Annotated in this window: 24 protein-coding genes; 21 read left to right on the forward strand and 3 right to left on the reverse strand. The window is 59.1% G+C overall.

Translation table 11 applies throughout. From position 1 onward, the window contains the following. Window positions 1-160 precede the first annotated feature (160 nt). From recA to EV586_RS00615, 11 genes are all read left to right on the forward strand, one after another. Complete coding sequence (gene recA / locus EV586_RS00565) at window positions 161-1204, forward strand: recombinase RecA (protein WP_207893849.1); 1044 nt, start codon at window positions 161-163, stop codon at window positions 1202-1204. Between the two features lie 10 nt (window positions 1205-1214). Next, window positions 1215-1907, forward strand: a complete 693-nt coding sequence (locus EV586_RS00570; RefSeq protein WP_132943145.1) for a regulatory protein RecX — start codon at window positions 1215-1217, stop codon at window positions 1905-1907. Between the two features lie 124 nt (window positions 1908-2031). Next, a complete protein-coding gene (rny, locus tag EV586_RS00575; protein ID WP_132943146.1) occupies window positions 2032-3573 on the forward strand; it encodes a ribonuclease Y in 1542 nt (513 codons plus the stop codon). 115 nt (window positions 3574-3688) lie between these two features. Beyond that, a complete protein-coding gene (locus EV586_RS00580) occupies window positions 3689-4195 on the forward strand; it encodes a hypothetical protein (RefSeq protein WP_132943147.1) in 507 nt (168 codons plus the stop codon). Window positions 4196-4241: 46 nt separating this feature from the next. Continuing rightward, window positions 4242-5054 (forward strand): TIGR00282 family metallophosphoesterase, encoded by an 813-nt coding sequence (locus EV586_RS00585; RefSeq protein ID WP_132943148.1) that lies wholly within the window; start codon window positions 4242-4244, stop codon window positions 5052-5054. A 147-nt stretch (window positions 5055-5201) separates the two neighbouring features. After that, window positions 5202-5462: a stage V sporulation protein SpoVS gene (gene spoVS, locus EV586_RS00590; RefSeq protein WP_087457906.1), complete on the forward strand. Its 261-nt coding sequence runs from the start codon at window positions 5202-5204 to the stop codon at window positions 5460-5462. Window positions 5463-5580: 118 nt separating this feature from the next. Beyond that, the gene (locus EV586_RS00595) at window positions 5581-6528 is read left to right on the forward strand and encodes a dipeptidase (RefSeq protein ID WP_132943149.1); all 948 of its coding nucleotides are present in this window, start codon (window positions 5581-5583) and stop codon (window positions 6526-6528) included. Window positions 6529-6534: 6 nt separating this feature from the next. Next, on the forward strand, window positions 6535-7365 hold the full coding sequence (locus EV586_RS00600) for a PHP domain-containing protein (RefSeq protein ID WP_165898128.1): 831 nt from the start codon (window positions 6535-6537) through the stop codon (window positions 7363-7365). A gap of 118 nt (window positions 7366-7483) precedes the next feature. Next, the gene (gene pduL / locus EV586_RS00605; RefSeq protein WP_132943151.1) at window positions 7484-8146 is read left to right on the forward strand and encodes a phosphate propanoyltransferase; all 663 of its coding nucleotides are present in this window, start codon (window positions 7484-7486) and stop codon (window positions 8144-8146) included. Window positions 8147-8161: 15 nt separating this feature from the next. Beyond that, on the forward strand, window positions 8162-9250 hold the full coding sequence (gene mnmH, locus EV586_RS00610) for a tRNA 2-selenouridine(34) synthase MnmH (RefSeq protein WP_132943152.1): 1089 nt from the start codon (window positions 8162-8164) through the stop codon (window positions 9248-9250). A 116-nt stretch (window positions 9251-9366) separates the two neighbouring features. Next, complete coding sequence (locus EV586_RS00615; protein ID WP_132943153.1) at window positions 9367-10110, forward strand: MBL fold metallo-hydrolase; 744 nt, start codon at window positions 9367-9369, stop codon at window positions 10108-10110. 70 nt (window positions 10111-10180) lie between these two features. On the opposite strand, the gene EV586_RS00620 is transcribed toward EV586_RS00615, so the two are convergent. After that, entirely contained in the window at window positions 10181-10375 is a 195-nt protein-coding gene (locus EV586_RS00620) for a hypothetical protein (protein ID WP_132943154.1), read from the reverse strand. A gap of 139 nt (window positions 10376-10514) precedes the next feature. Here EV586_RS00620 and EV586_RS00625 point away from each other — a divergent pair, with 139 nt between their 5' ends. From EV586_RS00625 to thyX, 3 genes are all read left to right on the forward strand, one after another. Beyond that, the gene (locus EV586_RS00625; RefSeq protein ID WP_165898129.1) at window positions 10515-10679 is read left to right on the forward strand and encodes a DUF3973 domain-containing protein; all 165 of its coding nucleotides are present in this window, start codon (window positions 10515-10517) and stop codon (window positions 10677-10679) included. Between the two features lie 107 nt (window positions 10680-10786). Then, window positions 10787-11197, forward strand: coding sequence for a FixH family protein (locus EV586_RS00630; RefSeq protein ID WP_165898130.1), 411 nt, complete (start codon window positions 10787-10789; stop codon window positions 11195-11197). A gap of 31 nt (window positions 11198-11228) precedes the next feature. Beyond that, window positions 11229-12035 carry an FAD-dependent thymidylate synthase gene (gene thyX, locus EV586_RS00635; protein WP_132943157.1) on the forward strand — a complete coding sequence of 269 codons (807 nt, stop codon included), beginning with the start codon at window positions 11229-11231 and terminating at the stop codon, window positions 12033-12035. On the opposite strand, the gene EV586_RS00640 is transcribed toward thyX, so the two are convergent. After that, window positions 12032-13294, reverse strand: a complete 1263-nt coding sequence (locus tag EV586_RS00640) for an amino acid permease (RefSeq protein WP_132943158.1) — start codon at window positions 13292-13294, stop codon at window positions 12032-12034. The two genes, thyX and EV586_RS00640, sit on opposite strands and share 4 nt — an antisense overlap. Before the next feature lie 155 nt (window positions 13295-13449). Here EV586_RS00640 and EV586_RS00645 point away from each other — a divergent pair, with 155 nt between their 5' ends. From EV586_RS00645 to EV586_RS00655, 3 genes are read left to right on the forward strand one after another with little or no spacing between them, the layout of a single operon-like run. After that, window positions 13450-14346: a LysR family transcriptional regulator gene (locus tag EV586_RS00645; protein ID WP_132943159.1), complete on the forward strand. Its 897-nt coding sequence runs from the start codon at window positions 13450-13452 to the stop codon at window positions 14344-14346. Window positions 14347-14357: 11 nt separating this feature from the next. Then, on the forward strand, window positions 14358-15140 hold the full coding sequence (locus tag EV586_RS00650; RefSeq protein ID WP_243652919.1) for a nucleotidyltransferase domain-containing protein: 783 nt from the start codon (window positions 14358-14360) through the stop codon (window positions 15138-15140). Beyond that, the gene (locus EV586_RS00655) at window positions 15137-15628 is read left to right on the forward strand and encodes an NUDIX domain-containing protein (protein ID WP_165898132.1); all 492 of its coding nucleotides are present in this window, start codon (window positions 15137-15139) and stop codon (window positions 15626-15628) included. Before EV586_RS00650 ends, EV586_RS00655 begins: the two co-directional genes overlap by 4 nt. On the opposite strand, the gene EV586_RS00660 is transcribed toward EV586_RS00655, so the two are convergent. Next, window positions 15625-16626, reverse strand: coding sequence for a CobW family GTP-binding protein (locus tag EV586_RS00660; RefSeq protein WP_132943162.1), 1002 nt, complete (start codon window positions 16624-16626; stop codon window positions 15625-15627). The two genes, EV586_RS00655 and EV586_RS00660, sit on opposite strands and share 4 nt — an antisense overlap. Before the next feature lie 312 nt (window positions 16627-16938). On the opposite strand from EV586_RS00660, the gene cotE reads away from it, so the two are divergent. The 4 genes from cotE to EV586_RS00680 all read left to right on the forward strand — a co-directional run bounded on the left by cotE (window position 16939) and on the right by EV586_RS00680 (window position 21863). Then, entirely contained in the window at window positions 16939-17475 is a 537-nt protein-coding gene (gene cotE, locus EV586_RS00665) for an outer spore coat protein CotE (RefSeq protein ID WP_132943163.1), read from the forward strand. Between the two features lie 52 nt (window positions 17476-17527). Next, the gene (locus EV586_RS00670) at window positions 17528-18889 is read left to right on the forward strand and encodes a YheC/YheD family endospore coat-associated protein (RefSeq protein WP_132943164.1); all 1362 of its coding nucleotides are present in this window, start codon (window positions 17528-17530) and stop codon (window positions 18887-18889) included. Between the two features lie 28 nt (window positions 18890-18917). Continuing rightward, window positions 18918-20294, forward strand: a complete 1377-nt coding sequence (locus EV586_RS00675; protein WP_165898133.1) for a YheC/YheD family endospore coat-associated protein — start codon at window positions 18918-18920, stop codon at window positions 20292-20294. A gap of 111 nt (window positions 20295-20405) precedes the next feature. After that, window positions 20406-21863, forward strand: coding sequence for a putative amidoligase domain-containing protein (locus EV586_RS00680; RefSeq protein WP_165898134.1), 1458 nt, complete (start codon window positions 20406-20408; stop codon window positions 21861-21863). The last annotated feature ends 77 nt before the right edge of the window (window positions 21864-21940 follow it).

Consider the following 21940-nt stretch of genomic DNA (forward strand, 5'->3'; position numbering starts at 1 on the left):
TTTGAAAAAAGAGGAGAACAAACGTTTGCTTTTTCTCTCCAGATGAAGTACAATAAAAGCAGGGATTGAGGAAACGAACGCGAATCTAATGAAGATTCGTGAGAGGAATAGAATAAGGGGAGTGTAACCATTGTCTAACGATCGTAAAGCGGCTTTGGATATGGCGTTGCGCCAGATTGAGAAACAGTTCGGGAAAGGCTCTGTCATGCGTCTTGGGGAAGCGGCTTCCAACTTCAACGTGGAAACTGTTTCGACCGGTTCGCTGGCTGTAGATATTGCACTCGGCGTCGGCGGGTTCCCGCGCGGCCGGATCATCGAAGTATACGGACCGGAATCCTCCGGTAAAACGACCGTCACCCTGCACGCGATCGCCGAGGTGCAGCGCACCGGCGGTCAGGCGGCGTTCATCGACGCCGAGCACGCGCTCGACCCGGTGTATGCGCAGAAGCTGGGCGTCAACATCGACGAGCTCCTGATCGCTCAGCCTGACACCGGCGAACAGGCGCTGGAGATCGCGGAGGCGCTCGTCCGCTCCGGCGCGGTTGACATGATCGTCGTCGACTCCGTTGCGGCGCTCGTGCCGAAAGCGGAGATCGAAGGCGACATGGGCGACTCCCACGTCGGTCTGCAAGCCCGCCTGATGTCGCAGGCGCTGCGCAAGCTGGCCGGCGCGATCAACAAGTCGAAGACGATTGCGATCTTCATCAACCAGATCCGTGAGAAAGTCGGCGTGATGTTCGGCAACCCGGAGACCACCACCGGCGGCCGTGCGCTGAAGTTTTACTCCACCGTCCGTCTAGAAGTCCGCCGTGCCGAAGTGCTCAAGCAAGGCAACGACATGGTCGGCAGCCGCACCCGCATCAAGGTCGTCAAGAACAAGGTGGCGCCGCCGTTCAAGCAGGCGGAAGTCGACCTGATGTTTGGCGAAGGCATCTCCCGCGAAGGCACGCTCGTCGACATGGGCACCGAGCTCGACATCATCAACAAGTCGGGCGCCTGGTACTCCTACGAAGGCGAACGCCTCGGCCAGGGCCGTGAGAACGCGAAGCAGTTCCTGAAAGACCATCCGGAGCTGGCGGCGAAGGTCGACGGGCTGATCCGCGAACACTTCCAGGTCGGCAAAGCGGCCGCGCCGGAGTTCAAAGCGACTGCCGAAGAGCAGGCCGATCAAGAAGCGGACGAACTGCTCGGTCTCGACCTGTAAGGCGTATCCTATGCAAGAGAAGAAAAAGCAGCAAGAGCAACCGGAATTTCGGGGCGGTCAATTGACCGCCCTTTCTGTGCAGAAAGCAAGTCCCGACCGGCTGAACGTGTTTGTGGACGATGAGTTCCTGATGGGGGTCTACCGCGAAGTGGCGCTCAAGCACCGCTTGAAAAAGGGGCTGCAAGTCACGGTAGAGCTGCTCGAGGCGGTGTGGCGGGACGAGGTCGTGTACAAGGCGAAGGAAGCGGCCGTGCATTACCTGTCCTTTCGTCACCGCTCAAAAAAGGAGATGGCCGACTATCTGTCCGGCAAAGACCTGTTCGACGAAGCGGTCGTCAACATGACGCTCGAATGGCTCGTCGAAAGCGGCTACCTCAACGACAACGACTTCGCCCGGCAGTGGGTGGAGAACCGCATGCGGAGCCGTCCGCGCGGCAAAGCGATGCTGAAGTGGGAGTTGAAGCAAAAGGGGATCGAGTCGGATCACATCGCTGAAGCGCTGGACGAAGTGTTCGATGACGAACTGGAAGTGGAAGGCGCGATTCGTCTGCTGGAGAAAAAAGTTGGCCGCAAAACGCTGCAATTCACATTCGAAGAACAGCGGAAACTGGCGCAACATCTGGCGAGACGGGGCTTTTCCTCGTCTGTGATCAAGGACGCCCTGCGCCGTTTCATATCTCTCGCCAATCTTGACAATGATTGACACAGACGATAGAATTAATATTGCGTATAAACAGCTTGATCATTCTCTCGTGGAAGTAGCTTCGCATACCGGGATTGCGTCAGACATGCTTGGAATTATTTGAACTGAGCAAGGAGGCGCCACCATGGATTCCTTACTCCCGATCTTGTTATCGGTGATCTTCTTGGCAGTCGGTCTTGTTGGAGGCTATCTGGTTCGCCGCAACATCGCAGAGGGCAAATTGGCCGCTGCTGAGCTGCGCGCAGAGCAGATCTTGGACACTGCAGCAAAAGAAGCCGAGGCGAAGAAGAAGGAAGCAATTTTAGAGGCGAAAGAAGAAGTACACAAGCTACGTTCCGAAGCTGAAAAAGACACTCGCGAGCGCCGCAATGAGATCCAGCGGCTCGAACGTCGCCTGTTGCAAAAAGAGGAGACGCTCGACCGCAAGACCGAATCCATTGAGAAGCGCGGGGAAGTCTTATCGAATAAAGAACGTATGATTGAGGAGACCAAGGAGCGCGCAGATGCGATGCTCCGCGAGCAGGTCGCCGAGCTGGAGCGGATTTCCGGACTGACTCGCGATGATGCCCGTCAATTGATCCTCACCAATGTGGAAAATGAATGCCGTCACGAAGCGGCAATCATGATGAAAGAGATCGAGCAGCAAGCGAAAGAAGAAGCTGAAAAGAAGGCGAAGGAAATCATCGCAACCTCCATTCAGCGTTGCGCTGCCGACCATGTCGCCGAAACGACCGTCTCCGTCGTCGCTTTGCCGAACGACGAGATGAAAGGTCGCATCATCGGCCGCGAAGGCCGAAACATTCGTGCGCTGGAGACGCTCACCGGGATCGATCTGATCATCGACGATACGCCGGAAGCGGTCATCCTCTCCGGTTTCGACCCGGTACGCCGGGAGATCGCACGCGTTGCTTTAGAGAAGTTGGTTGCTGACGGGCGGATCCACCCGGCCCGCATCGAGGAAATGGTGGAAAAGGCTCGCCGCGAAATCGACGAGCGCATCCGCGAAGAGGGCGAACAAGCCACCTTCGAAACAGGGGTGCATGGAATTCACCCCGACCTGATCAAAGTTCTTGGACGTCTCAAGTATCGTACAAGCTACGGTCAAAACGTTCTCAAACACTCGATCGAAGTGGCCCATCTCGCCGGTCTCATGGCTGCCGAGCTGGGGCTCGATGTACAACTTGCGAAACGTGCTGGCTTGATCCACGACATTGGCAAAGCGATCACTCATGAGGTGGAAGGCTCCCATGTCGAGATCGGTGTGGAACTTGCGAAGAAGTACAAGGAACACCCGATTGTGGTCAACGCGATTGGAGCGCATCACGGTGATATCGAATTCACATCGCCGATCTCCATGCTGGTAGCAGCGGCTGACGCATTGTCGGCTGCACGTCCGGGGGCACGCCGTGAAACGCTTGACATTTACATCAAGCGTCTTGAAAAATTGGAAGAAATCGCCGAGTCCTTTGACGGCGTAGAAAAGTCATATGCCATTCAGGCTGGACGTGAAGTACGAATTATTGTCAAACCTGAGCAAATTGACGACGCAGAATCGGTACGCGTTGCACGTGAGATTTCCAAACGAATCGAGAATGAACTCGATTACCCTGGACAAATCAAAGTTACGGTCATCCGGGAGACCCGAGCCGTCGAATACGCAAAATAAAGTAGCCCTTATGGCTACTTTATTTTTTTCTGCTCAATTTTTACCTGAAGGAATTTGCCGAAGGGTAAGCGAATAGGTGGAAGGTGACATCTTGACTTGAAGGGTTGGATTGCGATTGGCAAAACTTCGATTGAAGGAAACGCCGGGCACGAATCTGCTCGTTTCGATGCTGATTCGTTATCCCGAGCTCTCCTCACTCCGTTTGAACGCGCGAGCAGGCATGCTCACGTTTACCATATTGGTCAAAGGCGAAGTGGCGGACGACAAGGGCCGTGAATTCGCAGCGACTTGCACCGATTATTTCCTGGCTTGCCGCGAGCTGGAGCCGGGGTTTGCTCCGCTCGGCAAGATCGGCCATGCGCTGATGGAGGGCGTGACGATCTTAACGTACGAACAGCAGGTGGACGCCTTGCACCTGAGCGAACTGTCTTTATTCACGCAACTCGTGCGCGAGTTTTATGCCGGGATGGTCGGCAGCGATCTGCTTCCGCTGCAGGAGGCGGAACTTGATGCGCAAGAAGAGATCATTGCGGGTATCTTAGGAGAAAAGGAGACCTTGCGCCACGAGGATTCGATCGTTGCTTACCGTGATGGCGGGAAGGTGTTCGTCTACAACAAGTAACAAATGCAGAAACAAGAAGAATGGAACATAGACCGGAGGAAATGCTGTGCGCATTTTGTTTTTAGGAGACATCGTTGGACACCCGGGCAAGCAGATGGTGGAGCAGTGGATGCCGAAGCTGATGAAACGCTTCCAACCTGACATCACCATCGCCAATGCCGAAAATATCGCACCGAATGGACGGGGCATCACCGAACGGCTGGCCGAAGCGCTGTTCGATGTGGAAGTCGACATTTTGACGCTGGGCAACCACGCGTTTGATCAAAAGGAATCCTTGCAGTTGATCGGCACGGACCGCCGCATCGTCCGCCCGGCGAACTATCCGGACGGCGCGCCCGGCCAAGGCTACACGCTGTGCAAGGCGGGCAACTCACAGGTGGCGATCATCTCGCTGCTCGGACGCTCGTTCATGGGCGATTATGACGACCCGTTTCGCAAGGCAGACCAGATCCTCGCCGAGATCGGCGACAAGACGAAACATATCTTCCTCGACCTCCATGCCGAAGCGACGGCGGAAAAAGCCGCGCTGGCGACCTATCTGTCCGGTCGCGTCTCGGCGGTCGTCGGCACCCATACGCACGTGCAGACGGCCGATGAGCGGATTCTGGCCGGCGGTACGGCCTTCTTGACCGATGTCGGGATGTGCGGACCGTACGAGTCGATCATCGGGTTCCACAAAGACGGCGTCATCCAAAAGTTTTTGATGCAAATGCCGTCCCGTTTTGAAGTTCCACAAGGAGATGCACAGCTGCACGGCGTATTTATAGAAACAAACGAGCTTGGACGCGCTGTCTCCATCGAGCGCATTTCGATCACCCCGGATCGTCCGTGGGGCGATTCAAACTTCAGTTTAAAATAAAATTAAATACCCACTTCTTTCTCCTTTAAGGATCGCTGGTGGAATTTTGAGAAAATTTCACGCATTTCAGAAGGAATTAATTTGGTCTGCGCGAATATAGATAACAGTGTCCTAACCTAACGATCCAATCTAAAGGAGGTACTTGAAGTGGATGTATTAAAAGTTTCAGCAAAATCCAACCCTAATTCTGTAGCTGGAGCATTGGCAGGTGTCCTTCGCGAACGGGGCAATGCTGAGATCCAAGCGATCGGGGCGGGCGCACTCAATCAGGCCGTGAAGGCGGTGGCGATTGCACGGGGCTTTGTCGCACCTAGCGGCGTTGACCTGATCTGCATCCCTGCTTTTACTGATATCATTATTGATGGCGAAGAACGCACCGCGATCAAACTGATTGTTGAACCCAGGTAAGAGAGAACTTATTGCTCTTATACATTTTACGACCTCCTGTTTATCACCCGATAAGCAGGTTTTTTCATATTTATAAGCGAATCAGTAACGACTACATACGTTGAGGGGAGTTCTGCAGATGAGTACGAAACCATTGATTATTGACGGACATGCCGATATTCTCTACCGCATGGAAACGGAAGGGCTGCGTTTTCAAGACACGACCGGCCAACTGCATCTGAGCAAAGACCGCATCGCCAAGGCGGGCATCGACCTGCAGTTTTTCGTCCTGTTCGTGGAGCCGAAACATGATCCGGCCGCGCAGTTGAAGATCCATTTGAGTATGATTGAACAGTTTTATGACGAAGTGGTCGCTGGAGCCAACTTCCGCCCGGTCTTGAAAAAAGGCGATTTGGAGCGCAACCTGGCGGACGGCGCAACCTCCGGCCTGTTGTCGATCGAAGGCGGCGACTGTATCCAGTCCGACCTGCGCATCCTGCGGGCGATGTACCGCTTGGGCGTGCGTGCCATGGGGCTGACCTGGAACCATGGCAACTGCATCGCCGACGGCTGCGGGGAGCGGGTCGACCGCGGTTTGACGGCGTTTGGCCGCGAGGTGGTGGGCGAGATGAACCGGCTTGGCATGATCGTCGATGTCGCTCACCTCGGGGAGAAAGGGTTCTGGGACGTGATGGAGATCGCCCAAGCGCCGGTGATCGCGTCGCACGCCAATGCCCGGGCGATCTATGACCATCGCCGCAACCTGTACGATGACCAGCTGAAGGCGCTGTTTGCCACCGGCGGGCTGGTTGGCGTGACCTTTGTGCCGATGTTTGTCGGCGAGGGCACGGTGTCGATCGACGATCTGCTGCGCCATGTTGACCACATTTTAAAGCTCGGCGGCGAAGACCACCTCGGCATCGGCTCGGACTTTGACGGCATTGAGCGCACGCTGACCGACCTGCGCCATGGAGGAGACCTGCCCAACCTGCAGGAGCGCCTGCTGCGGGAATATGGCGAGACGGTGATGCGAAAGATAATGGGTGGAAACTTTAAGCGCGTGATCGACAGCGTGTTGAAGGGGTAGAGGATGATGCAACTGGCAGATTTGCATGCGCATACGACCGCCAGCGACGGCACGTTCACACCGCGTCAACTGGTCGAACTGGCCAAGCAAAACGGCTTGGCTGCCGTCGCAGTCACCGACCATGATACGACAGACGGACTGGCCGCAGCATGGGCAGCCGGACGCGAACTCGGCGTCGACGTGGTGCCGGGCATCGAGCTGAGCACGACGTTCGAAGGTCGGGAAGTTCATGTGCTGGGCTATTATTACGACCCGGAGCATGAGGAGCTGCGCGACTTGACTGCGCGGATGCGCGAAGACCGCCTGAACCGCCTCGACAAGATGATCGGCCGCCTGCAGGACGCGGGTGTCTCGATCAACAAGCAGGAGGTGCTGGAAGAAGCGCAAGGCGCGGTCGGACGTCCGCATATCGCGCGCGTCTTGATCAAGAAAGGATATGTCCGGGACATTCCGGAAGCGTTTGAACAATACCTCGGCTCCGGCAAGATCGGCTATGTCGAGCGGTTGAAAGTATCGCCTGCCGAAGCGGTGCCATTGATCTTGCGCGCCGGCGGCGTGCCGGTGATCGCCCATCCGGGGCTAGTCGGCAAAGATTATCTGTTCGACACGCTGGTGCCGCTCGGGCTGGTCGGCTTGGAAGCGCATCATCCCGATCATCCGGCGGAGCAGCGAAAGCATTACGAACAGCTCGCCCGCCACCACGGGCTGCTGGCGACGGGCGGTTCCGATTTTCACGGCAGCGGCGCGGAGCATCGCGGGGCGCTGGGATCAGTGCATGTGCCGTACACGGTCGTCGAAACACTGCGCGAGAAAGCTGCGTACAAAGGCTGGACATAACTCTCAAGGCCGCCTGTTATTACAGGCGGCCTTTTTGCGTGGCGGGGTGGCCTGGCGGGCACGATAAGTTTGAAATTGTCGCTCGAACAGGACTTCGCTATAATGAGGGGGTATCTGGATGAATATACCGGTCGGTGTTTCGGCAAGGCATGTGCATGTCAGCCAGCAGGATCTCGAAGCGTTGTTTGGGCCGGGTGCTGCCTTGCACCCGAAAAAAGAGCTGTCGCAGCCAGGGCAGTTTGCCTCCGAAGAGACGGTGGATCTGCAAGGCCCGCGCGGCACGATCGAAAAGGTGCGCATCTTAGGTCCGGTGCGCCCGCAGACGCAAGTGGAAATATCCAAAACGGATGCGGTCAAGCTTGGCGTGGAAGCGCCCGTCCGCGAGTCCGGTGATATACAAGGCAGTGCAGGGCTCTTGCTGATCGGTCCGCAAGGCCATCTGGAACTGCAGACCGGCGTGATCGTCGCCGCGCGCCATGTGCATTTTTCGGTAGAGGATGCACGGAAGTTCGGGGTGCACAACGGTGATGAGCTCGACTTGCAGGTGCAAGGGGAGCGCGGTCTGATCTTCAACCATGTGGCGGCACGGGTGAGCAAAGCGTACCAGCTCGATTTCCATCTCGACACCGATGAAGCGAATGCAGCCGGCCTGCATACTGGTGACGAGGTGGAGCTTGTCGAGGTGCATGATCTGCACGCCGACGTAGATTTCCGCGGAAATGAAGAAAAACGTGACATTTCGACGCCTGTCGCCGCTGAGCGCCAGCGCGTCATGAAGTGATGGAGAGGAACAAGTATGGCGTTTAAAGAGATTGGAATCGAGCGGCTGTATGAAGTGCCGGGGCGCGTGCTGATCGATGTGCGCTCCCCGGGCGAATTTTTGGAAGGGACGATCCCGGGCAGTGTCAATGTGCCGCTGTTTACCGATGAAGAGCGGGCGCTGATCGGCACCGTCTACAAGCGGGAAAGTCCGGCGGCGGCGCGACGACTGGCGATGTTGACCGTCTCGTCGAAGATCCCGCAGATCGTCGAACAGATGGAAAGGCTGATGCAGCAAGGTGAGCTGGTGATTTATTGCTGGCGCGGCGGGATGCGCAGCTATGCGGCCTGCACGTTCATGGATCTGCTCAAATATCCGATCGTGCGCTTGAAGGGCGGTTACCGCGCTTACCGCCAGCTGGTGATGACCGAGCTTGGCGCCTACGCGGGCCTGCAAAGTCAGGTGATCGTCCTGCACGGTCTGACCGGGGTCGGGAAGACCCGCGCGCTGCTGATGCTCAAAGAGCACGGGCACCAGGTGCTCGACCTCGAAGGCATGGCCAACCACCGCGGATCGGTGTTCGGCTCGATCGGGCTTGGCGAGTCACACAACCAAAAGACGTTCGATTCGCACCTGTGGGAAGCGTTGCGCGAGCTCGACCCGACCCGGCCGGTGTTTATGGAAGCGGAGAGCCGCCGCATCGGCCGCTCGGTGATGCCGGAGTGGCTGGAGCGGGACAAAAAGTCGGGCTGCCACGTACTGCTCGAAGCGTCGATGGAACAGCGGGTGCAGCGGTTGCTGGAAGACTATCTGCCGCATGAAGACGAGCTGATCAAGAGTCAGCTTGGCGAAGCGCTGGCAGCGATCCAACGCCGCATCTCCCGCGAGGAGTATGACTGGCTGGAAACGCAGCTGAGCAACCACGCCTACGACCGTTTCTGCGGCCGGCTGCTGGAGCTGTACTACGACCCGAAGTACAAGCACAAACTCGCCAGCTATCAGGCGGAGATGCTCCGGATCGACGGTGATGATCTGGAAGACGCAGTGTACAAGCTGGAAGCGCTGGCAACCGAGCTTGGAGAATCTCGTGCTGAAGCGGTCATCGCGGGAAGAAATGGAATATAAAACAGCTCGTTTTACGTCACGAGGATCGTCAGGGCGTAACGAGATGGAAGAAAAGACAGTACGGAGTACGCCATGCTACCTGTTGCGCATGGCGGGAACTTGAAGGAGTGTATACGATGACGATGAAACTGCGCGTATTGGGCGAGACGGGCCCGTATCCGGCTCCGGGCGGGGCGACGACCGGATTTTTGCTGTCGACGGAGCATGGCAATGTGTTGATCGACGCCGGGAGCGGCGTGATGTCTGAACTGACCAAGCATGTGGCGATCAAAGACCTGCATGCGATCATCATCACGCACCACCATGCCGATCACACCAGCGATCTGAATGTCCTGCAGTACGGGGTGATGATCCATCGCCTGCAAGGACTGCGCCAAGATCCGATCACCGTCTACGCCAACGGCGAGCCGGCGGAAGAGTTTGCAAAAGTCGGCTTGGACGGCCATGTGCAGGCTGTGCCGCTGTCGAAGGACAGCAAGATCGAGCTGTGCGGCATGACCTTTACGTTTGCCGACACGGTGCACGCCATTCCGTGCCTCGCGGTGTCGGCCGAGTACCAAGGCAAGCGCTTCGTCTTCTCCGGCGACTCCGGTCCTTCGGAGAGCCTGGAGCGCTTGGCGGCTGAAGCGGACTTTTTCCTCTGCGAAGCTTCGTGGCTGGAGAAAGACAAAGGCCCGGCCCACATCGGCCACCTGACCTCGAAAGAAGTTGGCGAGATCGGCAAGCGCGTCGGCGTGAAACAACTCTGCCTGACCCACTTCTACCCGGAGTATGACCGCGCGCTGCTGAAAGCGGAGGCAGAAGCGGAATTTGGCCGCGAAGTGCTGATCGCAACGCAAGGCGCCGTTTTTGAAATTTAGTTGCAGCAACTAAAAGACCCGCGTGTCCGAATGAGGAACGCGGGTCTTTTGTCAAAACTGCGGGAGACGCTTAGTGATCGCCGCCTACCTTCGACTGCATCGAGCGTTTGCTCGACTTGTGCGTCAGCTGGTGCTGGCCGTACTGGCCTTGCTGCGACTTGCGTTCCCGCCCGCGCGGATGCCCTTGCGGTTTGTACAGCTCGGTGGCGAACTCTTCACGGGCAAAGTCGACTTTGTTGCGGAAGATATTCTTATGGTTCGGCATCTAAACCCCACCTTTCGTCTGTACTTCGTATGTAGTATGGCTAAATAAAATATTTTTAGTTACGGTGAAACAATCCTCTGTTCCCAAGCGTCTATATATAAGGATGTCGCTTTTTGTCGGAATAGGAGGAGAGCGCACAATGTATTATTGTTTGGCTTGTCAGGACAGCCATCATCCCGAAGCGAAGGCGGGCAAGCTGTTCCGCACCGGGTTTCGGACATTCCCGAACGGGGAGAAACTGCCGCTTGGCGTCTGTGGGAAACGGACGGAGCAGGAGTCGGCATCGAATAAAAAAGTATCGTAAGGTAAAAGATTCCACTTGAGACGATGTTCTCAGCTGGGATCTTTTTTTGATTCGGACAGACCTTTTGTGATCCCTGCAGATTTGATAAGATGAGAGAGGTATTTTCAATGGAGAAATCTCGAACACGTCATGCAGGTATGGTCGCAATGATTTTGTGTTTGCTCATGACCGCGCTCAGCGGGTGCAGCCGCAGCGACGGCAGCACCGCGGAGGCGGCAGAAGCGCTGCAGGTCGTCGTGAAGACGGTGCCTGCGGTGCCGCGCGCCGGGCAGAAGGCCGATATTGTGGTCAGCATCATGGAAGCAGGCCGCCCGGTACAGCAGGCCGGGGTCTCCCTGTACTTGGAGATGCGGGAGATGGATCACGGCGAGCATGTGGTCGCGCTGCGGGAGACGAAGCCGGGCGAATATCGCGGCAAAGGGTCGTTTCCGATGGGTGGAGACTGGGTCGCGCACGTCCGGGTGGAGCGCGCGCGCGGCACAGAATCGGCCAACGCCGAACTGGTCGTGAGCGAATAGACGTTTGGCAGATGCGGGGGAGGAGAATCACATGGCGGTACGTTTTGCGTATAAAGGGGTCGAGTATCCAACGGCGCTCAAGCTGTCCAAAGAGCTGCCGATGCTGGCATCGGTACTCGTGCAGTGGTCGGAGGATGCCGACTGGTTTGCGGCGAATGTGGCGAGCTTGTGCTATGACACCGATCTGTACAAGCCGGGTTCGAAAGTGGCGGCGCGAGTCGTCGAACACTGCCGCGATTCCGGGCATAACACGGTGCTGGAGCACAACGTGTTTTCGTTTGTAAAAAAGGTGCCGATCTTTGTGGCGCGCCAAGACCTGCGCGCCCGTCACGCTTCGTTTGACGAGCGCAGCCTGCGCTACTGCCGGGCGGACGACGGCAGCCTGGTCTACTACACGCCCAAAGAGCTGACCCAGCCAGGGCGGGAGGAAGAGCTGAAGCAATGGCAGTATGTTCATGAAAAGGCGATCGAGCTGTACAGCAAGCTGACCGATGAGCAGATCCTCGAAGGGGAAAAAGCACGCGCGGTACTGCCGGTCGGGATTGCGACGACGTACACCGACACCCGCAACGCATGGGCGTGGCGTCACCACTCGATGAAGCGACTCTGCCTGCGCGCACAGGAGGAGATCCGTCTGGTCAGACGCCAAGAGGTCAACCAACTGATCAAAGTGGCGCCTTTGCTGTTCGGCGACCTGAACATGCCGTGCTACATGCAAAACCAAGGCTGCCCGGAGACGAAGACGTGCGGCGTGATCGAACTGAACGAAACGAGCGGATTGGCGACGGCGTACGAGCGCATGCTGGCCCGCAAACAAGAAAAACATCCCGTCGGTTAACGGGATGTTTTTTTCATGCGCTCCGCCAAAAAGAGCAGGAGCATGATCAGGAGCGGGTACAGCACCGCCCAGCCGACAAACGGGAAGATCAGCGCGGTGAGCACAAAGCTCAGCCAGGACAGCCCGACGCCCCACCTGTTACCTTTCAAGAGCCGGATCGCCGCCGCACAGCCGCCGAGGTAGGTCAGGATGAACGTGGCGTTGGGAAACTGGATCAAGGTGCTGAGCGACATGGCGCCACTGGCGTACAAGGTGAGCACGACCGCGAAGCAGAGGGCGAGAAAGCCCAGTCCGCCCAGCGGCGTACCGTGTTTTTCTGAGCGGATGGCGAGCGGCCGCGGCGCTTCACCTTTGCTCGCCAAAGCGTAGGCGAGGCGGGAAGTCGCTCCGACGTAGGCGATGATCGTCGCCGTGCAGATAAACACGCCGGTGAACCCGGCGACGTAGACGCCGCTTTTGCCGAGGATGCCTTCGATGACGAGGGCGAGCGACGCTTCGGAGAGCCCGGCCGAGCCGTACGTGTGCGTGCCGACAGCGGCGAGAGCGGTGCAAAAGTACAGCACGCCGACGATGACGGCGGCGATCGTCACGCCTTTGACCGCTTCCCGCTCCGGGTCGACAAACTCTTCCGACAGGTGCGAAACGGCCTCCCAGCCGATGAAGCACCAGAACAGGATCGCGGCGGCCTGCCCGACGCTGATCCAGCCGTTGGGCAGGAACGGTGTGAAATGGCGTGCTTCGATGTTCGGTGCCGCACCGGCGATGGCGAGCACCAGAACGGCAATGATCGCTGCGACGACCGCCACTTGCACCCCGCCGGCGATTTTCATGCCGAGCAGGTTGGTGAGGAGCCCGGCGAGCAGCATCAGCACGGCAATCCCGATCCGCGCTGTTTCGCCCCAGCCCATCGCGACGGTGAGGTAGCCCGCTCCGGTCAAGGCGGCGACAGGAGCGCCGATCGGCACCGACATCAGGAAGAACCAGCCGATCACCGTGCCGGCCCGCTCGCCAAACGCCCGTGACACAAAATGCGAAACGCCGCCCGCGCTGGGAAATTTGGCGGCGAGCAGTCCCATCGTAAGCGCCATCGGCAGGACGAGCAGGGTCATCAGCCCCCAGGCGAGCAAGGACGCCGGCCCGGCGATTTCGGCGGCGAGGCCCGGCACGAGCAGGACGCCTGAGCCCAGCACCGCACCGATGTACAACGCGACCGCTTGCGGCAAGCCGATGGTCGCTTTTAACGTTTTGGTTTTTTCCATCCCCACAACTCCATTTCCAGTTGATCTCTCTGCCAAGAAGCGTACCAGAGAGGAATGGAATCAGTAAAATGAATCATATTGATGAAAAGAATCGGATTTGACGATGGAAGGCTGGGAGCAGGTGGTGTACAATCAAGGCAAAAGGGGGAGCGGCCATGGAGATCCGACAGCTGAACACGTTTAAAGTCGTTGCCGAAGTGCGGGGCTTCACCAAAGCGGCCGAGCAGCTCGGCTATGCGCAGTCGAGCGTGACGGCGCAGATTCAGGCTTTGGAGGAGGAACTGGGCACGCCGCTTTTCGACCGCTTGGGCAAGAAGATCCTGCTGACCGAGGCCGGTGCGCGCCTGCTGCCGTTCGCGGCGGAGATGGTGCGGATGCATGATGCGGCCAAAGAAGCGCTGCAAAGCGATGCCACGCCGTCCGGGACGCTGACGATCGGCGCGCCGGAGTCGCTGGCGGCGTACCGTCTGCCGGAGATCGTGCGCGAGTACCGCAGGCTCTATCCGCAGGTGAAGTTCGTGCTCCGGCCGGGCATGTGCTTCGAGCTGCGCCAAGGCGTGCGCGCCGGGCAGCTCGATTTTGCTTTCTTGCTGGAGCCGCAAGGAGAAGCGACCGATCTGCACCTGGAGACCTTGGTTGAGGAGCGGATGGCGATGATCGCGCCGCCCGACCACCCGTTTGCCGCCAAAGAGCGGGTGCAGCCGGAAGACCTGGCGCAGGAGTCGTTCTTGCACACCGAGCCAGGCTGCAGCTACCGCGGGCAGTTCGAGCAGTACCTGCAGCGCCACGGCGTGACGCCGGCGAACTCGCTGGAATTCTGGAACATCGAAGCGATCAAAAACTGTGTGATGGCCGGGCTCGGCCTGTCTTTTTTACCGCTGATCGCCGTGGAGTCGGAGCTTCGCGAAGGGAAGCTGGCCGTGCTGCCGTGGCAGGAACCGGCGATCCGTGTCGCGACACAGCTGATCCATCACAAAAGCAAATGGCTGTCTCCCGCACACCGCGAATTTATGCGGCTCGTCCGCGAGCACGCGCAGAAATGGAAGGAGTGAGTAAGCTGTTGATGCCCATGCTGGAAACTTACAACCGGCTGCTTCAGGCAGCATCGTTTGCCGAGGCGGTTCACGGCGTCTATCTCTACGGCTCGATCGCGCTGGGGGCGTATGAGGCGGCGACGAGCGATATCGACTTCATCACCGTGCTCAAGCGCGAATTCACATCTCCCGAACGCGAGGAGCTGGAACGGCTCCATCACCGCTTGCAAACTGCGCATCCCCTCGCGTCGCGCATGGATGGAATGTACATCGCGCTGCCTTATCTCGGCCGACTCAATCCGGACATCCCGGCCTACTGCTTCACGCACGCAGGCGAGTTCCACCGCGCCGGGCACTGGGACATCAACCACGTGACGTGGTGGCTCCTGCAGCATCGCGGGATCACCATCGCCGGCCCGGACGCGTCCACGCTGCCCTTGGCGGTGCGCGGTGACGACCTGCACGCTGCGATGATGTACAACCTGCACAGCTACTGGCCGCGCCGCCTGCAACTGCTCGAAGGGATGGAAGCGGCCGACCCGGCCGACATCGCCGACGCCGTGCTCACGCTTTGCCGCATCGCCTACACGCTGGCGCACCGCGACATCCTCTCCAAACCGCAGGCTCTGCAGCATGCCCTCGACACCGCCGACGAAAAATGGCATGGGCTGCTGCGCGACACGATGCGCATCCAGAGCGGTGGGGAAGTGGCCGAATTTTCATCGGCAGACGGTTACGCGCAGACGGCTGCCGCTTTCATCCGCGCGGTGATCGACGCGCATCCGCCGACACAGGGAGGTGGCTTGGCATGACGATCAAAGTCCAAGTCTCCTGCATCGCCATCCGCGACAATCGGGTCGCCATGATCAAAAAGATCAACAATCCGCACCAGGCGACCTATCAAAAACTGATCCCGCCCGGCGGCCATGTCGAGCTGCGCGAAACGCTCGAGGAAGCCTGCATCCGCGAAATGCAGGAAGAGACCGGCCTCACGGTGGCCAACCTGCAGCTGCGCGGCGTCGTCACTTACATCGGCCATGGCCCCGGTTACCACTCGGTGTGTTTTTACTTCCTCACTCATGAGGTCAGCGGCGAACTCTCTGCCACAGAGCCGGACATTCTGCTCCCGTTCTGGGTCGCTCTCGACTCGTACCGCTCCAACCCGGACATCCCCGACTACCACCGCGCCTTTCTGCAGCACTTCCTCGAAACGGACGATTTGCTGAACGCCCGCGTCGAATGGCTGCTCCCCGACAACCGCCTTCACTGGTCGATTCAAGAAAAAATACCCCGCGTCTAACGCGGGGTATTTGCCACTTCACACGCTTGCAGTTTTCGCATCAGTTCCCGTTCCTGCAGCCCTTCGCCGATCAACACGGCAAAAGCCGGCACTTCGCCGTCCGCCGGGGCGGTCATCGGCGCATAGGGCGTAAAGTGAAACTGATACATCCGCCCGTTCTCCGCATCGCGGTAAAAGCCCTTCCCCCGCGCCACGCTTTCCGGCAAGCCGTACAAAAACTCGTACAGCTTGTCAGCGTCCACACCGGCTGTGAACTCATAATGCAGCGTTTGCAGCCCTCCGAAACTCGTCTTCTCCGGCACGCGAGCTTCCGGCTTCACCCGGCCCGTCCCTTGCCGCATCTTGAACCGCTTCGGCTGCACAGCCCGTGCGCGTCCCGACGCCTCGGCGCGCACCGAAAGCAGCGCTTCGGCATCGACCTGCCCGTTGAGGACGCGCAGGAGCGGCGACGAAGGGTTGTGCTGCCGCAGCGCCGCTTCCAGCGCAAATCTGCGGTCAGGCTGGATCAGGTCGGTCTTGGTGATGAGCAGCACGTCGGCATGCATCACCTGCTGCACCATCGTCTGCTGCAGCGGCGTCTGTTCAAACACGGACGGCAACTGCAGCGGGAAGCGGGTCGCATCGACGCAGGAATAGACGCCTGCGATGCGCACTTCATCTTTCAAGGGGGGATCGAGCAGCGAATCGACGATCTCCAGCGGCAGCGCCACCCCGGACGCTTCCAAAAAGATCAGGTCCGGGCGATGCTCCTCGACCAGTTGCTTCATCGCGCCGGTCAAACTGCCGCGCACGGTGCAGCAGACGCAGCCTTCGATCAGATCGACCGTCGGCACGGCCGCCCCTTTCAATAGCAGAGTGTCCACGCTCTGTTTGCCAAATTCGTTCATCAGCACAGCCGGTTTTCTCCCCTGCGCTTTCACCGCCTGCAACAGCGTCTTCAAGATCGTCGTCTTCCCGCTGCCGAGAAAGCCTGTTAACAGATAGACCGGTACTTGCATGTCACGTTCCCTCCACGTCAGAAATCACGTCAATTTGCAATGCCCTTACCCTAGCGAACCCGTCCCGCCTTTGTCAAGTGTCAAGATTTGAGGGCGGGCGAATACACCTAATAAAGAAGGGATTGCCGAACTCGAGGATGGGCGTTCCGACCTGCACACTTCGCCTATCCGCTCCATACGATATAGGGACAGTTGACCCACATGTTGTGAGCAGACAGCAGGAATGCAGCTGCCGGCGGGACAGATGCACAGGCGGCAGACGTCCCGCATAGAATGGCCTGCAGCACCTGAACTGAAAGAGGAGGTAGCTAGATGGCACGCACAGACAAAGATTACCGCGCCCGGGAGATCATCACCAACGCAGTCTGCGGCAGTGGCAGCAAGTACTCGCAGACCACGTACACGATCCGGCCGGCGAACCGCCCGACGACCATCGGGGGCTGCTGGGTGATGAACCACTCGTACGAAGCGGAACTGGTCGGCGACGTGGTGGAAGTACACGGCCGTTTTGACGTGAACGTCTGGTATTCGTACCATGGCAACTCGGAGACGGCGGTTGCGAAAGACACCGTTACCTATACCGAAACGATTCCGCTGCGCGAGCTGGACCCGCATTGCTCCCGCGACAACATCAAAGTCTCCGTAAAAGTGCTGCAGCAGCCGAACTGCCTCGACGCAACGGTTGTAGACAGCGGCCATGAGATTTTGGTCCGCGTGGAAAAAGAGCTGGCCACCGAAATCGTCGGCGAAACCAAAGTGTGGGTGCTCACCGTTGACCAACCGCACTTCAAAGACGACGAAGACATCGAAGATGAGGTCTTCGAAGACGACGATGATTTTGAAGATTAAAGGCTGAGGGCTGCCCTCAGCCTTTTTTCTTTCACAAGAAAGGAGCCATCGTATGAAAGGCATCTGCGAGATTCAAAACTGGCCCGGCAGCAGCGAGCTCGTCGTCACCTTGCCCGGCGATTGGGGGCCGCATCTCGCGTCGAACCGACAGGACCAAGTGACACTGCGCGCGGGCAATCGCAAAGCGGCTGCGCACGTGGTCTATACGGACGAAGCGGAGGTGCAGATGACTCAAGCGCTGCGCAGCGAGCTGTGTCTGCCGCTCGGCAAGATCTCGGTGAAAGCGGTGAACGGCGAGCTGCGTTTCGGCCCGTTCGTCGGGCTGTACGCGCTGCCTGCGAAGACGCCCGGCAAGCCGTTTGGCGAATTGACCGCGCTGTTCCAAGACATGATGCCGCTCGCCGAGCAGGCCGGCGTCAGCGTGTTCGTCTTCGTCCCCGGCGAGATCAACTGGGGGGACGGCATCGTGAGCTGCTACGTCTACAAACCCCGCGAGAAGCATTGGGTGCGCACCAAGCGCCCTTTGCCCGATCTCGTCATGCCGAAGATCATGGGCCAGCCGCCGCAGTGGCGCGACCTCATCCGCCGCGACCTCCTGCAGATCGCCAAGCAGGTGCCCTATGGCAACTTCAGCAATGCCACCGGGCACAAATGGGAGGTTCACCTCACGCTGGAGCAAAATGAGGCCACCCGCCGCTTCTTGCCGGAGACGATCCTCGTCCGCACCCCGCGCGATGTTGACGACCTGCTGGAGCGCCATCGCATCGTCTATCTCAAGCCGAGCTACGGCACGCAGGGCAAACGCATCTATCGCCTGAGCTTGCCGGGGCAGGGGCAGGGCGTCCGCATCCAGTACATGCAAAACGGGCGCACGCTGCACCGCCGCCTGCAGCGTCCGGGCAGCACCTGGCAGCGTTTTTTGCAACAGCGTTTCTGTGCCGGGCGCGCCTATCTCGCTCAGCAGGGGATCGACCTGCTCGCCGACCGCGGTGTGCGGCCGGTCGATTTTCGCTGGCTGATGCAAAAGGACGGGGCGAACGTTTGGCACGTTACCGCCCGCATCGCCCGCGTCGGCGGCTCGGGCTCGATCACGACCAACCTGCACACCGGCGGCCGTGCCGTGCTCGCCGATGATCTGCTCCAGAGCAACGGCTTTGCCGACGCTGCGGTGCGCAGCAAACTGTTGGACTCGCTCGATGAGGCGGCGCACAGCATCTGTCGCGTGCTGGAAGCGAAGGCCGGGCGCATCGGTGAGCTCGGGATCGATTTTGGCGTGACGGCGGAAGGCAGGATCTATCTGATCGAAGTCAACCCGCGCCCGGGCAGGCAGATGCTAAAACAGACCTCGCCGGGGGTACGTGCGTTGTCACTCTTGCGCAATCTTGAATATGCTAAGTACACAACAGGTTTCTGACTATCCACGACGAGAGGAGGGACGGGTGATGGCGAGTTCGAAAGCGATTCGTATCGCGCCCTCTTCTCTCGCGCACAGTGGTGTGCTGGCCTTGCCGCGCGGCTATCTCAAAGAATTGTCGCTCCAGCCGGGCGATCTGCAGCTGTTTTTTGGTGCCAAACAAGCCCGTATCCAATTGCGCCCGTCAGAAAAAGGGGCGGCAGACACCGCGTATGTAAGCGCCGATCTCCTCCGCGAGCTGCACCTGCCGACGGGGGGCAAACTCACGCTGCACAAGACGGGAGCCGGGCTGCGCTTCGGCTGGCTGCTCGGGATTCTCGCCAATGTGAAGACGGAGCACGGCCAGCCGACCGGCCAGCAGAAGCAGGTGTTTAAAAATCTGCTCAACGCGGCGGCCGGGGAGAACCTGTACGCGTATGTGTTTTCGGCAGCCGACATCGACTGGGCAGAGGCGACGGTGACCGGCTACCACTTGGAAGGCAAAGCGGGCTGGGCCTGGCGCAAACTTCCGCTGCCCGATGTGGTCTATGATCAGATCATCTCACGCGCCTACAGCAACCGGCCCGATGTGGCCGAGGCGCGGGAACGCTTGAAAAGCCTGCTCGGCAAGCGGTTTTTCAACCCCGGCTATTTTAACAAATGGCAGGTTCACCAGTGGCTGCAGAGCGACCGGCGCATGCTGGAGCACGTGCCGGACGCGATCTGCTTTGAAAGCGTGGCGCAGGCGGCCCCGTTTCTGTACCAGCATCCTGACGTGTATGTGAAACCGGTGCACGGATCGCTTGGGATCGGCATCATCCGGGCCCGGCGACGCCCTGATGGCCGGATGTTTTACCAGATCAAGACAAAGGACGGCAGCCTGCGTCAACAGTACGCCGGTTCCGTCTCCGTGTTTTTGAAAAAGTTCGAGAAACGCCTGAAAAAAGGTCCTTATCTGATCCAGCGCACTTTGCGGTTGAAAAGCTGGCAAGGCCGCCCGTTCGACATCCGCATCCTGTTGCAAAAAGACGGTGCGGGCGTCTGGAACCGCACCAAGATGTTCTGCCGCATCGCGCAGCAGGGCCAGATCACGTCCAACCTCTCGACCGGCGGCGATGCGCTCGCCGTCAAACAGCTGCTCCACGAGATGTACGATGACACGAAAGTCAGGCGCATCATGAAGCAGCTGAAAGACATCTCCTCCGCGGTACCGCAGGTGATCGAGCAGCAGAACGGCGGCACGGTCGGCGAGCTGGGTCTGGATCTCGGGCTGGATGAAAACGGGAACATCTGGGTGATCGAAGTGAACGCCAAACCTTGGAAAAAGCCGAACATCGAGGAAGGGGAATGGCGCGACCTCGCCTTGCTCGCGTTCGTACGCCCGGTTCAATTTGCGAAATACCTCTGCGAATCAGACCTTAGATAACATGATCCAAGACTAATTCGGAAAGGAGACATGGCTATGGGTTACGTGCTGTTGCATTCTGGGCAGACCTCCGCAAAACGATTGCTTAGGCGCGTACAAGAGTGCATAGGCGTGGAAACTGTAAACCCGGTGGCCAGTCAGGATGTGATGATTCGCTGGGGGACGCTGACAGGGGACGACCACGTCGCCGCCTGGACGCTCAACCCCCGGCAAGCGATCGAAAACTCGATCCACCGCACGCGGATGCTCCGAATCCTGAAGCAAAATGGCGTCTATGCGCCGTCCGCGGCAGGTTCGGAGAAACGCCCAGACCTCGCGCGGGACGTGTTGCTCGACTCCGGCAAGCGGGTCAAGATCGTCCGCCACTACCGGGTGCCGATCTTCGATCTGCAGCCGCTCGCTCTCTTTCGCGCGGACAGCAAAACGCTGTGGCTGGAGAGCAGCATCTCTCAGGCGCAGGAGAAATTTCGGGAAGTGCCGCAGGACGAAGACGTGTATGCGGAGCGCGCCGTGCGCTTGTCGCTGCGCGCCTTGCATGCGCTCGGCCTCGACTTTGGCATGGTGTCGATCGGGATCACCTCGGCCGACCGCACGATCTGCCTGGATGTCACCGCTTCCCCGAAGCTGAACGTCCGCATGCTCGAACTTTTTGAAGACGCCTTACAGGCGTTCATCACGCGTGACCGGGCGGAAGAGCGGCTCTATGAACAGCACGGTAAAAATCCGCATCCTTTTCTGATCGGCACCGATCTGGAGTTTATGCTCCGTTCGCCGCGCGGCAAGATGGTGCTCGCTTCGAAGTACCTTCCGCGCAGCGGGCCGGTCGGGTGTGACGACCGCAGCTTGAATCTGGACGGGGAGCGTTTTCCGCTCGCCGAGATTCGCCCCGCTCCCGCCCGGTCGCCGGTGGAGTTGATGGCGAACGTCCGCCGCACCATGCAGGAAGCGGCGAGCCTGATCATGGGGAGAAATGTGCAATGGGTGGCGGGGAGCATGCCGTTTCCGCGCTTTCCGATCGGCGGCCACGTGCATTTTTCCGATGTGAATTTTTCATCCCGGCTGGTCAAGGCGCTCGACAACTATGTCGGCTTCCCGGTGATGATGATCGAAGCGGGGCAGACGGCGGTGAAACGCCGGCCGAAGTACGGCTTTTTGGGTGATGTGCGCTTCAAAGACCATGGCGGCTTCGAATACCGCACGCCAGGCTCATGGCTGGTCACGCCGGAGATCTCCGAAGCGGTCGTGCATCTTGCCTATCTGGTCGTGACGCACTACCGGGAGCTCGATGCCGATCTGTTCATCCGGCCGGGCATGCAGCGCCTGTTCTACCGCGCTTACAAGCAGGAGCTCCGGCCGCACTTCGAACGCATCTGGAGAAGCATCGAAGCGACCTCGACTTACAGGCAGTACAGAAGTTCGCTCGCGGTGATCCCGGAGATGGTGCGTCAAGGGATCGCTTGGAACGAAGCGGCCGACCTCAGGCAGACATGGGGCTTGCAGCGGCCGGTCGCAGAGCGGCCCGTCGTCGGCGCGCGCCGCGGACGAAGCGGCAGTCAATCGGCCAGGTAACCGAGAGAGACGGGTGCCTGGCTTTGTTGTTTGTAACCCGGCAGTCCTGCGCTTCATACAATATGAAATCATGAGCC

It is taken from the genome of Tumebacillus sp. BK434 (assembly GCF_004340785.1).
Lineage (GTDB): Bacteria > Bacillota > Bacilli > Tumebacillales > Tumebacillaceae > Tumebacillus_A.

Excerpts from the sequence above, each read along its gene's own strand:
- recA (WP_207893849.1), top strand. The coding sequence starts at position 161 with ATGGCGTTGCGCCAGATTGAGAAACAGTTCGGGAAAGGCTCTGTCATG.
- EV586_RS00570 (WP_132943145.1), top strand. The coding sequence starts at position 1,215 with ATGCAAGAGAAGAAAAAGCAGCAAGAGCAACCGGAATTTCGGGGCGGT.
- rny (WP_132943146.1), top strand. The coding sequence starts at position 2,032 with ATGGATTCCTTACTCCCGATCTTGTTATCGGTGATCTTCTTGGCAGTC.
- EV586_RS00595 (WP_132943149.1), top strand. The coding sequence starts at position 5,581 with ATGAGTACGAAACCATTGATTATTGACGGACATGCCGATATTCTCTAC.
- EV586_RS00600 (WP_165898128.1), top strand. The coding sequence starts at position 6,535 with ATGCAACTGGCAGATTTGCATGCGCATACGACCGCCAGCGACGGCACG.
- pduL (WP_132943151.1), top strand. The coding sequence starts at position 7,484 with ATGAATATACCGGTCGGTGTTTCGGCAAGGCATGTGCATGTCAGCCAG.
- mnmH (WP_132943152.1), top strand. The coding sequence starts at position 8,162 with ATGGCGTTTAAAGAGATTGGAATCGAGCGGCTGTATGAAGTGCCGGGG.
- EV586_RS00615 (WP_132943153.1), top strand. The coding sequence starts at position 9,367 with ATGACGATGAAACTGCGCGTATTGGGCGAGACGGGCCCGTATCCGGCT.
- EV586_RS00620 (WP_132943154.1), bottom strand. The coding sequence starts at position 10,375 with ATGCCGAACCATAAGAATATCTTCCGCAACAAAGTCGACTTTGCCCGT.
- EV586_RS00625 (WP_165898129.1), top strand. The coding sequence starts at position 10,515 with ATGTATTATTGTTTGGCTTGTCAGGACAGCCATCATCCCGAAGCGAAG.
- EV586_RS00630 (WP_165898130.1), top strand. The coding sequence starts at position 10,787 with ATGGAGAAATCTCGAACACGTCATGCAGGTATGGTCGCAATGATTTTG.
- thyX (WP_132943157.1), top strand. The coding sequence starts at position 11,229 with ATGGCGGTACGTTTTGCGTATAAAGGGGTCGAGTATCCAACGGCGCTC.
- EV586_RS00640 (WP_132943158.1), bottom strand. The coding sequence starts at position 13,294 with ATGGAAAAAACCAAAACGTTAAAAGCGACCATCGGCTTGCCGCAAGCG.
- EV586_RS00645 (WP_132943159.1), top strand. The coding sequence starts at position 13,450 with ATGGAGATCCGACAGCTGAACACGTTTAAAGTCGTTGCCGAAGTGCGG.
- EV586_RS00650 (WP_243652919.1), top strand. The coding sequence starts at position 14,358 with ATGCCCATGCTGGAAACTTACAACCGGCTGCTTCAGGCAGCATCGTTT.
- EV586_RS00655 (WP_165898132.1), top strand. The coding sequence starts at position 15,137 with ATGACGATCAAAGTCCAAGTCTCCTGCATCGCCATCCGCGACAATCGG.
- EV586_RS00660 (WP_132943162.1), bottom strand. The coding sequence starts at position 16,626 with ATGCAAGTACCGGTCTATCTGTTAACAGGCTTTCTCGGCAGCGGGAAG.
- cotE (WP_132943163.1), top strand. The coding sequence starts at position 16,939 with ATGGCACGCACAGACAAAGATTACCGCGCCCGGGAGATCATCACCAAC.
- EV586_RS00670 (WP_132943164.1), top strand. The coding sequence starts at position 17,528 with ATGAAAGGCATCTGCGAGATTCAAAACTGGCCCGGCAGCAGCGAGCTC.
- EV586_RS00675 (WP_165898133.1), top strand. The coding sequence starts at position 18,918 with ATGGCGAGTTCGAAAGCGATTCGTATCGCGCCCTCTTCTCTCGCGCAC.